This window comes from Desertivirga brevis (assembly GCF_017355835.1).
Genome location: NZ_JAFEWF010000003.1, coordinates 341,052 through 353,814, shown reverse-complemented (window position 1 = coordinate 353,814; position 12,763 = coordinate 341,052). Strand labels below are relative to the sequence as shown.

General features: G+C 40.0%; 10 protein-coding genes. 7 read left to right on the top strand and 3 right to left on the bottom strand.

The features are described 5' to 3' along the window. The first annotated feature begins 28 nt into the window (after positions 1-28). Together J4N25_RS11940 and J4N25_RS11935 are read left to right on the top strand one after the other, a co-directional pair. A complete protein-coding gene (locus J4N25_RS11940; RefSeq protein ID WP_207422428.1) occupies positions 29-1,735 on the top strand; it encodes a M3 family oligoendopeptidase in 1,707 nt (568 codons plus the stop codon). Positions 1,736-1,947: 212 nt separating this feature from the next. Further along, positions 1,948-2,613 carry a hypothetical protein gene (locus tag J4N25_RS11935; RefSeq protein ID WP_207422427.1) on the top strand — a complete coding sequence of 222 codons (666 nt, stop codon included), beginning with the start codon at positions 1,948-1,950 and terminating at the stop codon, positions 2,611-2,613. Here J4N25_RS11935 and J4N25_RS11930 read toward each other — a convergent pair. Then, complete coding sequence (locus J4N25_RS11930; RefSeq protein ID WP_207422426.1) at positions 2,579-4,165, bottom strand: ArnT family glycosyltransferase; 1,587 nt, start codon at positions 4,163-4,165, stop codon at positions 2,579-2,581. The two genes, J4N25_RS11935 and J4N25_RS11930, sit on opposite strands and share 35 nt — an antisense overlap. Further along, a complete protein-coding gene (locus J4N25_RS11925) occupies positions 4,152-4,877 on the bottom strand; it encodes a phosphatase PAP2 family protein (RefSeq protein WP_207422425.1) in 726 nt (241 codons plus the stop codon). The genes J4N25_RS11930 and J4N25_RS11925 overlap by 14 nt, the downstream gene beginning before the upstream one ends. A 78-nt stretch (positions 4,878-4,955) precedes the next feature. Here J4N25_RS11925 and J4N25_RS11920 point away from each other — a divergent pair, with 78 nt between their 5' ends. After that, on the top strand, positions 4,956-6,677 hold the full coding sequence (locus J4N25_RS11920) for an APC family permease (protein ID WP_207422424.1): 1,722 nt from the start codon (positions 4,956-4,958) through the stop codon (positions 6,675-6,677). Positions 6,678-6,679: 2 nt separating this feature from the next. On the opposite strand, the gene J4N25_RS11915 is transcribed toward J4N25_RS11920, so the two are convergent. Next, on the bottom strand, positions 6,680-7,297 hold the full coding sequence (locus J4N25_RS11915; protein ID WP_207422423.1) for an RNA polymerase sigma factor: 618 nt from the start codon (positions 7,295-7,297) through the stop codon (positions 6,680-6,682). A gap of 361 nt (positions 7,298-7,658) precedes the next feature. On the opposite strand from J4N25_RS11915, the gene J4N25_RS11910 reads away from it, so the two are divergent. The 4 genes from J4N25_RS11910 to araA all read left to right on the top strand — a co-directional run bounded on the left by J4N25_RS11910 (position 7,659) and on the right by araA (position 12,712). Continuing rightward, positions 7,659-8,366, top strand: coding sequence for an NUDIX hydrolase (locus tag J4N25_RS11910; RefSeq protein WP_207422422.1), 708 nt, complete (start codon positions 7,659-7,661; stop codon positions 8,364-8,366). Positions 8,367-8,550: 184 nt separating this feature from the next. Beyond that, entirely contained in the window at positions 8,551-10,245 is a 1,695-nt protein-coding gene (locus tag J4N25_RS11905; protein WP_207422421.1) for a ribulokinase, read from the top strand. An 83-nt stretch (positions 10,246-10,328) separates the two neighbouring features. Next, a complete protein-coding gene (locus J4N25_RS11900; RefSeq protein ID WP_207422420.1) occupies positions 10,329-11,027 on the top strand; it encodes an L-ribulose-5-phosphate 4-epimerase in 699 nt (232 codons plus the stop codon). Positions 11,028-11,209: 182 nt separating this feature from the next. Beyond that, the gene (araA, locus tag J4N25_RS11895; RefSeq protein ID WP_207422419.1) at positions 11,210-12,712 is read left to right on the top strand and encodes an L-arabinose isomerase; all 1,503 of its coding nucleotides are present in this window, start codon (positions 11,210-11,212) and stop codon (positions 12,710-12,712) included. The last annotated feature ends 51 nt before the right edge of the window (positions 12,713-12,763 follow it).

The following is a 12,763-nucleotide window of genomic DNA, read 5'->3' as shown; positions in this document are numbered from 1 at the left end:
ACTTCGTGAGTCTAAATTTTGAATCATCATGATCATTGAAAAAAAACCAAGAGTTTTTGTACCTGAAAACCTCGAAATAAAATGGGAAACCCTCGAACCCTTGTTTGAAGAACTTCAGAGCAGGCCCCTGGATTCTGTTGCTGATGTAGAGGTTTGGCTTAAGCATCGCAGTGAGCTGGAGGCTGTACTTGAGGAAGATTTTGCATGGCGCTATATTAAAATGACTTGCGATACTGCAAATGAACAACATCTCAAAGACTTTCAATACTTTGCAACTGAAATTGAACCCAAAATAGCACCAATAGCTAACGAATTAAATAAAAAATTTATTAGCTGTGCCTATACAGCGCAACTTGATAAAACTAAATACTTCGTTTTCATTCGTTCAGTAAAAAAAGCCCTGGAGCTATTCCGTGAAGAAAACGTGCCTTTGTTAACTCAAATACAAGTTACACAACAGAAGTATCAAGCCATTACAGGTGCTATGAGTGTAATTATTGACGAGAAGGAATATACCTTGGAACAAGCTTCAGTTTTCCTAAAAGACACGGATCGCTCTGTCAGACAGCGAGCATGGGAAGCGATTTCAGCACGCCGACTTCAAGACAAAGAGCAATTGGATGAATTATTTAATGAGCTGCTACAATTACGTCATCAGGTTGCGGTTAATGCAGGCTTTGAAAATTTCCGGGATTACATGTTCCAGGCTTTAGGCCGTTTTGACTATACTCCCAAAGATTGTTATAAATTTCATGCGGCAATCGAAAAGGAGATTGTTCCGATCTTAGCCAAACAAGCAAAGAAAAGACAAGAAGCTTTGGGAGTTGATACATTACGGCCTTGGGACATGGACGTTGACATATCAGGAAAACCAGCTTTGAAGCCATTTCAAAATGGTCAGGATCTTATTGATAAGTCGATTGCTTGCTTTGAAGCCCTTGATCCATACATCGGGGAAAGATTGAAAATTATGAAAGCTAACAATCTTTTTGACGTAGAAAGCCGGAAAGGGAAAGCACCGGGAGGTTACAATTATCCTCTTGCTGAAACGGGTGCACCGTTTATCTTCATGAACTCTGCCAATACCTTTCGTGATCTTACCACTATGGTGCATGAAGGAGGCCATGCTGTTCACACTTTCATAACTTCTGACCTGGAGTTAAACGACTTCAAACACCTCCCATCCGAAGTTGCAGAATTAGCTTCTATGAGTATGGAACTTATTTCTATGGATAAATGGGAAGTATTCTTCGACAACGAAGAAGATCTTAAACGCGCCAAGAAAGATCAGCTGCGTGACGTTCTTAAAACCCTTCCATGGGTTGCTGTTGTCGATCAGTTTCAGCATTGGATTTATACAAACCCAAAACATACTACAGCGGAACGAAAAGAGGCATGGAAACAAATATTTGCTCCTTTCGGAAATAACTTCGCCAATTGGGAGGGTTACGAAGCAGCATTGGAAAATATGTGGCAAAAGCAACTACATATATTTGAAGTACCTTTTTATTATATCGAATATGCCATTGCCCAGTTAGGAGCGATAGCTGTTTGGAAAAACTATAAGGAGAATCCTCAACAGGGGCTAAAAAATTATTTGGCAGCCCTACAACTGGGATATACCAAAACAATAAAGGAAATTTATCAGGCAGCAGGAATAAAATTTGATTTCGGACAAGAGTATGTTCACGAGCTGGCAAAGTTTGTAAACAAAGAATTGGACAAGTTAGACTAATCAGTGCAAGGTTGTACTTGGAGGCTTCTTTGAATCCGCACCCCGATTGAAAGAAGCCTTTTTATTTATAAAACTTTAGATTCGAGAAACTTACAAGACCATTTAACAGAAATATCAGGTAACTTCTATGCACGTCAGCAGGAAAATGGCACAACCCTTGATTACTCAAGCATGCTATTTACTTACAGTAATAGTATTTAAATTTTCCTACTATGAAAAGAATACAGCTGATATTAATAATACTGTTCCTCACGGCCACTGGTTACGCCCAAAATTGGAAGCCCTATAAAATTGATGATTCTGTACAGGTTTCATTACCTGAGGGCTTTACCCGGAAAGAAGCGGAAGGTCAAGTTCTAATCAATGCACAGGGTTCATTTGGGAATATACTAGTTACGAAATTGTCTGATAATCCAAAAAGCACACCTGATATTGAGAAGGAAAAGCATTTACAGAAGTACTACGATGACTTTGTAAAGAAGATAAGATCGTCGGCCAAAGAGGGCACAATTTCAGAAGAGAGAGATACAACCCTTGGTAATCTAATGGTGAAAGATCTCACTTTAGCAGTAGACAGCGGGAGTGGTAAGCAATTTAGAAATATAAGAGTTATGCATGTCAACAGTGCTACTTATACGTTCCAATTTCTTTACCGGGATATCCATAGAGTTTACGCAGCACCTGAGCTAACTACATTTTTCAACTCCATAAAGATAACACCGCAGGCAGATCTTGCCTCGCAGTTCACTAACCCGGAAAATACAACCGGCAGAACACCAGGAAGCATTAAATACCTGCCTTTATGGATAATACTGGGAGTGCTTGTCCTGCTGGCTCCTTATTTTATTTTACGTAGGCGGGGACATATCCAGACTTAACTTGAAATATCGCGGTAACAGGGCTTTCAAAAGTATCCCTACTCTGGAATATGGTATCTGCGGCAACTGCAGATTGTATTTCTTCTGCAAACTCAAGTCTGCTTACAATCAGCGCACGAGGGTGTGCTTCCATATAATTCCTTAATGATTCCGGTGAGTCTATCCCCGGAATCATTCTTTTCAGCTGAAATATATAAGCTGGATTAAGTTTTTTGTAATACACTACTTCTCTCTCGCCTTCTAAGCGACCAAGAGACACATTTACTGGATTTAAACTGTACACAAACGGATAGGCAATCGTAAAAAATAATATATTAGTAAGGATAAAGGAAACAGACAGCGCCGCAAGGGAGATTTGACTGTTACTCCGAACATATCCAATCCAGGCAACCCCTGCTCCTATAGGCAAGGGCAAAAAATAAACTGCAAGTGATGAAAACTGGGAATAATTTTGATCATTTCTCAAAGCTATATACACACCTGCAGGAATGGCAAATGCAATTAAAGTATAAACGATAAGCTCTGGTTTATACACTCTGTCTGCTTTTTTTAGCCCGAACAAGAGATTTGCAATAAGAATAGCAGCAAAAGGATAAGCTGGAGCTGTATAATTGGGTAATTTTGTTCGAGAAAATGAGAAGAAAGCGATCACAACCGTCACCACTAGAAGGGAGAGGAGAAGTGCGTCTCTCTTTTTCCCTCTGATGCATTTGATGAATGCCCTGACCGTAAATACGCCAAATGGTATCATTCCAAGCACGACCATGATTTCCGGAAGTAAAAAAAAGCCACCATGTCCCTCCATCGTATTCGTAAAACGTTCCAGATTGTGTTTTAGAAAAAAACCCTGAGTCCACTCACCATTAGTTTTAACGTAATTAAGAAAAAACCACGGTAAGGCTATTGCTGTAACAATAGCAAGTCCAGGAAATACCTTGTATTTGTTAATGATTGTCCAGTTAATATTCCTGGTTAGCAGTAAGTATAGAAATATCGCTATAGCGGGAAGACCAATAGCTACCGGACCTTTGGTTAGTGTTCCTAATCCAAGGCAGATGTACATTATCCAAAGCCAGTTTCTCTGCCCGGTATCGTAGAAGAGATAAAAACAGAAAATCGTCGCTGCAATAAAAAAGATAAGGTAGGGATCAGGAACAGCCAGACGCATTTGGAAATTAAAATGCAGCGAGGATATTAAAATGATCGACGCCAGTAATGCTCTTGCCCCACCCAAAAACCTTCTGGTGAACAAATAGGTAATAAGCACAGTACAAGCCCCAAACACAGCAGAGAAGAATCGGGCACTAAAAGAGGATACTCCAAATAACTTATAGGACAAAGTCATGAAAAAATAATGGAGCGGAGGCTTGTCTGTCCTTAACTGCCCGTTAAATCTTGGTACCAGATAATCGCCTGAAATAAACATCTCTCTTGCGCACTCGGCATTTTTTGCCTCATCAAGAATGTAAATTTCTGGTTTTCCTAAATTAAATAATAAAAGTGCAAGGCTAAAGAGGAATACCAGTAAGGATGTGTAGCTAGCGTTTTTCAAATAATGACCTTTCTATAAGTGTAATATCAAAATCCCTTTTCTTAATGCCCTTCCTGGCAATCCTTTTGTTCCATCCAAAGTCTAAATGGCTGGAATTATACCACTTTCGACCTTCCAGCCAAAAAATCATTTGAATAGCTAATACAACTCCCAGGAATGCGCCGGCGAAAATATCCATAAAGAAATGCTCTGCCAGGTAGACCCTTGAAAAGGCAGCGATTAAATAAACAATAAAAATAAGGCCCCCCAGCCTTTTATTTGGAGAAATATATGCTAAAATAATAGCAAGTGCCAGAGCTGATACACTGTGTCCGGAAGGAAAACTTTTATATGAATGTACATCAAGGCCGCTGATCAGGTGTAGACTTTCCTTACCTTCAAAATACTTAAGGGGCCTGGGAAAACTAAACTGGTATTTCAGTAGCTGGGCGATGAGAGAGCTGTAAAGATAGGCCATCAGCGACAATATACTGTACCTGAATTTGTAGAAGGATAGTAGTAAGGATATAAAAACAACAAAAAGTCCATCGCCCAGCCAGGTATAAAAAAGAAAGAAACGATCAAAAAAAGCGCAGTGGTGCCGGTTTATATACAGGAATATTTGCTCCTGATTAAATGATAACTGTAAAATTATCCCGAGAATGCAAAAAGTAGCAAAAGCAAAAAAGAATGACTGCTGTTCATAGAAAAAACGGATGAATCTCTTTTTCATATTCAGAGCTTTTTTCTGCAGCAAAGCTATTTTTCCTATGTTTGGTCTATGTTAAGTTAACATCTTCATACTATTTACATGTCAAATAACTATTTCCGTAAAAAACCATTAAACACCATACTTTCTGACGTTTCTTCCGGCTATGGAGATGGAGAAAATCCAGAGCAGGGCATGTCTCATTTAAATAAAGTACTTGGGGTAAAGGATCTAACGTTTATGGGAATAGCCGCGGTGATTGGTGCCGGTATTTTTTCTACTATTGGAGAAGCGTCATTCAACGGAGGTCCCGGTGTTACCTTACTCTTTATAATTACTGCTATTACTTGTGGCTTCTCAGCAATGTGTTATGCCGAATTCGCATCGAGGATACCTGTTTCGGGAAGTGCATATACTTATGCATATGCCTCTTTTGGCGAGTTAATTGCATGGATCATTGGATGGGACCTGCTAATGGAATATGCTATAGGAAATATTGCTGTAGCAATTTCCTGGAGTGAATATTTTACAAATCTTCTTCGCGGTTTTAATATTCATATCCCCTCTTACCTTACCATGGATTATCTTTCTGCATACCGGGGGCATGAAAAAATTCAACAATTCACCCTGCAGGGAAAGTTGGCTGAGATAACCGATACAATGAAAGACCAGTCGACAGCCTGGCTTTCAGCGCCACAGCTGGGAGGATTAAGGCTAATTGCCGATATACCCGCATTGATTATTGTGGCACTTATAACATGGCTGGTTTATATAGGAATAAGGGAAACCAAAAGAGTTACCAATGCTATGGTTTTACTTAAAATAGCGGTTGTCATCTTTGTTATTATCCTTGGGTTCTTTTATATAAGCCCTGCTAACTGGACACCATTTTTTCCAAATGGATTCGGAGGTGTAATGAAAAGTGTTTCAGGGGTATTTTTTGCCTACATCGGTTTTGATGCGATCTCTACTACAGCGGAAGAATGCAAAAACCCGCAGAAGGATCTTCCTAAAGGCATGATCTACTCCCTGATTATTTGTACCGTGCTTTACATACTGATAGCATTGGTATTAACGGGAATGGTAAACTACAAAGAATTACAAGTAGGAGACCCCCTTGCTTTCGTATTTGAACGCATTGGTTTAAATAAGATCAGCTACATTATCTCGGTAAGTGCTGTTATCGCCACAGCCAGTGTGCTCCTAATTTTTCAAATGGGACAGCCAAGGATCTGGATGGCAATGAGCAGAGACGGGTTGTTACCTAAAGCATTTTCAAAGATTCACCCTAAATACAAAACCCCCTATTTCTCAACTATAATAACTGGTTTGGTGGTAGCAATTCCAGCGCTGTTCATGAACCTTACAGAGGTAACCGACCTTACGAGCATAGGAACACTATTTGCCTTTGTTCTAGTATGTGGAGGAGTATTACTGCTGGAAGAGGATAAGGAGGTACAACCAGGGCGCTTCAGGATTCCCTATATCAATTCAAAATATGTAGTTCCTGGTGTTCTTATTGCCGGATTAGCAGTTTTTCATAAGCCGCTACTCGAAATGTTCAATAGCTATGGTAATTGGGAAGAGTTCCGGGAAAAACTACCATACATATTATTCCTTATCACTGCAATTACGCTAGCTTTCCTATCATTCACAAAAGAATTGTCGCTGATCCCGGTAGCGGGACTTCTAAGCTGCTTTTATTTGATGACGGAATTGGGTTACACGAATTGGGTGAGGTTCCTGATATGGCTGGCCATTGGATTGGTAGTGTATTTTAGTTATAGCTTCAGAAACAGCAAACTCAATGCATCTAAAGATTAAATTTAGAGTAGATCCTTACAGATGGCTAAAATAACAATCGCTGTTAATTCGCCTTTAAGAAGCTGTATTGCGGAAAATGTTGTGTTGTAAATAGTTCTGACCGAAATGGACATTATAGAAGCAACTTCTGCAGGACTGAGGTTATTATAATACAATAGGAAAATAATCTCTTTTTGCCGATTGGTGAGCTTTCGCATAGCCGAAATAAGCTGTCGCTCCTGCTCAGACTTCGCTTGACTGTAAATAAGCTGTAGTTCATGAGAGGATACAATACCCAGATTGGTGTCGGGTAATCCATCTTCACTTACAAATTTAGCCTGCTTGGCAATTTCCCTGACAAGTTTATTTCGCAAAGATTTTACCAAATAGTTTTTAACTGATGCTGGAGAACCAAGAGTGGCTTTATTTTTCCACAACTCGGTAAACAGATCATGCATGCAATCTTTAACTACCTCTCTATCAGGAGAAATTTTACATCCATAACGAAATAGTAAAGAGGAATACTTTGAATAAAGACTAGCATAGGCATCCTTATCTCCTTGTTTAAAATCTTTCCACAACAAAGCCTCATCTTTGACATCCTCATTTACTGGCTCCTTTACAATTGGTTTGCTCCTCATTTCACTCACATATTTAGCAATAAAAATATTGCTGTCTATTTTTCGAACCTCTGCGGTACTTTATACGATATTGATTGAGAAACGTTTGAATAATTGGCTACTCAATTATAACGAAATAAAAACAGATTTAGAAATCGTAAATTCTTTATTAACTAATATAAGTGAAGGTCTATGAATAACCTCCTCTAATTGGCTATTGATAGCACAATGTAAGGAAGATTTTTATAAGCGTCAATAGAACACTTAATTTTCCATCTTCTCATTTGTAGAATCATTAAACAAACTAGTAGGCAGAAAAGATAAAAAGCTTAATTGGTGCTTTATATACATTTAATATCTATATAATTGTACCACAATTGCGATGACCAGGTATTCAAAACAAACTCGTATTCTCGTTGCTGTCGACTGCATTATATTCGGTTTTGATGGCGAATTATTAAAGCTCCTGCTTATTCAAAGGGGATTTGAACCTGAAAAAAATAAGTGGAGTTTGATGGGTGGTTTTATTGAACCTAATGAAGGGCCTGAAGAGGCTGCATCGCGGATCCTCAAACAATTAACGGGTCTTGAAGGGGTATACATGGAACAGATGCACGTATTTGGTGAGCCTAAGCGAGATCCAATTGAACGTACCATTAGTATCACTTATTTCGCATTTATTGATATCAATAAGTACGAACAACAATTGAGTGAAGAATACCATGCAGAATGGTTTCCGTTAAAGAAAATGCCGAAGCTTATTTTCGATCATGAACCAATGGTTGAAATGGCTAAAGAGAAACTTAAATACAAAGCGGCTCTTCACCCAATCCTTTTTGAGTTGCTTCCTGAAAAGTTCACAATACCCCAGATTCAAACTCTCTACGAAAACGTTTACGACACGATCCTTGATAAAAGAAATTTTAGCCGCAAACTTCTATCGACAGGTCTCTTAATTCGTCAAAGCGAGAAAGATAAAGAGAACTCTAAAAAAGGGGCTTATTTTTACAAACTCGACCCTTCTATTTATAAAGATAAATTCCAGGCGTTCCTTAATTTTATACCTAACCCGCAAGCCCTGAATTCTTAAGAAACCTTTTAAATGCCTACAGCCTTCTAATGGAACATTACACATTTCCCTGCCCGTGCAAAAACAATTAGGAAAGTGTGTAAGCAATTTAGACCTTTAAGAAAATTTTAATTTTTGCCTTTGTTTTACAAACGTTTTTTATTTTTGAAAAAATAAGTGTTAATTAGACACGAATTAACGAATTATGAGCCAGCAGAGTTTTGTTATTGGAGTAGATTACGGAACAGATTCCGTACGCTCGGTTATTGTAAATGCCCTAACAGGAGAAGAAGTTGCAGCATCTGTTTTCTACTATCCCAGGTGGAAGCAAGGTTTGTTTTGCAACGCAGTGGACAGTCAGTTCCGTCAGCATCCTCTCGATTATGTAGAAGGCCTTGAAACCACTATAAAAGAAACCCTGCAAAAAGCAGGAAAAGAAGTAGCTGCTAACGTGAAGGCTATTTCTATAGATACTACTGGCTCAACCCCGGTTGCTGTCGACAAAACAGGAACGCCATTGGCACTTCTTCCAGAGTTCAAAGACAATCCAAATGCAATGTTTGTTCTTTGGAAAGATCACACTTCGGTTAAAGAAGCTTCCGAGATAAATGAACACGCAGAAAAATTCCCAGTTAACTATCTACAGTTTGTAGGTGGGATTTATTCATCCGAATGGTTCTGGGCAAAATTACTTCACGTGCTGAGAGAGGACGAGAAAGTGCGAAATGCTATCCATTCTTTCGTTGAGCACTGTGACTGGATCCCGTTCCTTCTTACAGGAGGATCGGATGCCGCTGAGATTAAACGTGGCGTTTGTTCTGCAGGTCACAAATCTCTGTGGGCTGAAGAATTTGGAGGCTTACCTCCTGAAGAATTCTTTGCTTCACTAGACCCGCTTCTAACTGGCTTCACAGCAAAATTATCTAACAAAACATATACTTCTGCGGAAAGAGCAGGCACACTATCTTCTGACTGGGCCGCAAAACTGGGTCTTTCTACTGACGTAGTTATCGGCATCGGAGCATTTGATGCTCACATGGGAGCTGTAGGTGGTCAAATTGAGCCGTACTACCTTAGCAAGGTTATGGGAACATCTACATGTGATATGCTGGTTGCTCCTGTTGATGAGGTAAAGGACACTTTAGTTAACGGTATCTGCGGGCAAGTGAATGGTTCGATCATCCCAGGCATGATTGGTATGGAAGCCGGGCAGTCGGCATTTGGAGACGCCTATGCATGGTTGAAAAATGTACTTGCCTGGCCAGTTAAAAACCTGCTTTCGCAAACTCAAATAGTAGATGAGGCAACTGCCCAGAGGCTAATTGAAGAAGTTGAAGGACGGATCATTCCTGAATTAAGCAAACGTGCTTCAGAATTACCACTTGAAGAAGGCGGCGAGCTAGCTATTGAGTGGTTAAATGGAAGGAGGACTCCAGATGCTAATCAATTACTTAAAGGCGCCTTCCTTGGCTTAGATCTGGGAAGTGATGCTGTGAGAATCTTCCGGGCATTGGTTGAATCAACATGTTTTGGCGCCAAAAAGATTGTAGACCGTTTTATCGATCAAGGTGTTCCGGTAAAAGGCTTGATCGGATTGGGCGGTGTTGCTAAAAAATCTCCATTTATCATGCAAATGATGGCGGATGTATTAAATATGCCAATTAAGATCCATAAATCAGAACAGACATGCGCAATTGGAGCGGCAATGTTCGCTGCGACAGCGGCTGGAATATATCCAAAAGTTGAAGATGCAATGAAAGTTATGGGTCAGGGCTTTGATGCCGAGTATTACCCAAATCCTGAGGCTGTTGCAATTTACGCTAAGCGGTATCAGAAATACTCTGAGGCAGGGGCGTTGGTAGAGAACTTTATTGCTTCTGAATCACTGGAAACAGCTTAAGTAGCGATGAGCTCAACTGACAGCTCAAAGCTCAAAGCTGTCAGTTAAATTTCTAACAACGAACAACTCAATAAAATAAATTCATGTCTAAATATCAACATATTCAAGAAGAGGCTTACAAAGCCAATATGCAATTACCTAAGCTGGGTTTGGTACTTTTTACTTTCGGAAACGTAAGTGCTGTTGATCGTGATTTAGGTGTTTTTGCAATTAAACCAAGTGGAGTTCCCTATGAGGACCTTTCACCAGAGAAAATGGTAATCGTAGATTTTGAAGGGAAAACCGTTGAGGGTAATCTTCGACCATCTTCAGATACCTTAACCCATGCAGTTCTATACAAGCATTGGGAAAAGATTGGAGGAATAGTTCATACTCATTCTGTTTATGGGACTGCCTGGGCTCAAAGCCAACGCGACATTCCTAATTACGGTACTACTCATGCTGACCATTTAACTGCAGATATCCCTTGTGCGCCTCCTATGAGTGATGACATGATCCTCGGAGACTATGAGTACCAGACAGGCTTCCAAATCATGAACTGCTTCAAAGACAAAGGCTTGAGCTACGAAGAAGTGGAAATGATCCTAGTAGGTAACCACGCGCCATTCACGTGGGGAAAGACAGCAGATAAAGCAGTATACAATAGTGCTGTACTTGAAACTGTAGCGAAAATGGCTTTGTTGACTGAGCAGATAAATCCTCAAGCACCAAGACTCAAAGACTCCTTGATAAAAAAACACTTTGAAAGGAAACACGGACCAAATTCATACTACGGCCAATAAACGTATCAGTATAATTTAGGTTCGATACTTTCAGACCCTCAAAATATTGAATGCCCACAATGAATTTCATTAGGGGCATTCAATATTTAGGAGAGTAAGATTGCAAACCGTCAAAAGCTATAGACAGAACAAATCGTAAATCGTAAATCGTAAATCGTAAATCGTAAATCGTAAATAAAAAAATGACTGACCTTAAAAAATTTGAAGTTTGGTTTGTAACCGGAAGCCAGGACTTGTACGGAGAAGAAACCTTAAAACAAGTTGCGGCTCATTCTGAGGAAATTGCAGCTTTTTTAAATAATGCTTCTGAAATTCCAGTTCGCGTTGTTTTCAAGCCAACGGTAAAGAGCACTGAAGAAATTTATGCTATTTGCCAGGAAGCTAATGTGGCTCCAAATGTAATCGGAATTATTACCTGGATGCACACTTTCTCTCCTGCTAAAATGTGGATCACTGGTTTGAGAACTCTTCAAAAACCAATTGCACACTTACATACTCAATTCAATCGCGATATTCCATGGGCAACTATTGACATGGATTTCATGAACCTTAATCAAAGTGCTCACGGCGACAGAGAGACTGGCTTCATGATGTCAAGAATGAAGATTAACCGTAAGGTTATTGTTGGACATTGGCAAGATCCTGAAGTTTTGGATCAACTGAACGGCTGGGCGCGTGCTGCTGCTGGCTGGAACGACTGGCAAGGTGCGAGGTTCGTTCGCTTTGGCGACAATATGCGCTACGTTGCTGTTACAGACGGAGATAAGGTAGAAGCTGAATTAAAATTTGGTTTCTCTGTAAACACACACGGTATTGGCGACCTGGTAGCAGTGATCAATCAGATCAGCGATGCTGAAGTTGATGCGTTAACTGCAGAATACGAAGCCCGTTATGCTGTTGTTGATGTTCTTCGTAAAGGAGGCTCCAGATATTCTTCTTTAAGAGATGCAGCTAAAATCGAATTAGGTTTAAAAGCATTTTTAGAAGCAGGCAATTATAAAGGTTTCTCTGATACGTTCGAGGATCTTCATGGAATGAAACAATTACCAGGTATCGCGGCCCAGCGTCTAATGAACCAGGGTTATGGATTTGCAGGAGAAGGTGACTGGAAGACAGCTGCTTTAGTTCGCGCAATGAAAGTTATGGGTAGCGGCCTTGCGGGTGGAAATGCATTCATGGAAGATTACACTTACCACTTCGATCCATCTAATCCTCTTGTTTTGGGTTCTCACATGCTCGAGATCTGTGAATCTATTGCTGATGGCCAGGCGAAATGCGAAATCCATCCTTTAGGAATCGGAGGTAAAGAAGATCCGGTACGTTTAGTATTTAACGTAGCTGCTGGTCCTGCCATAAATGCGTCTCTCGTTGATATGGGTAATCGTTTCCGTTTAATCGTAAACGAAGTTGAAGCAGTAGCGCCACAACACGATCTTCCAAAACTTCCTGTAGCACGCGTACTCTGGAAACCATATCCAGATATGAAAACTGGTTGTGCTGCCTGGATCTTAGCGGGTGGAGCTCACCATACATGTTATAGCCAGAACCTGACTTCTGAACATATGGAAGCTTTCTCTGATATGGCAGGAATTGAATTGGTGAAGATTGGAAAGAACACCGACCTGTATTCGTTGAAAAATGAATTACGCTGGAGCGATGTTTATTATCAGATAAATAAAGCTTAAGCTTAATAATTAAAAAAGGAACGGCCGCTTCGCTAATGAAGCGGCCGTTCC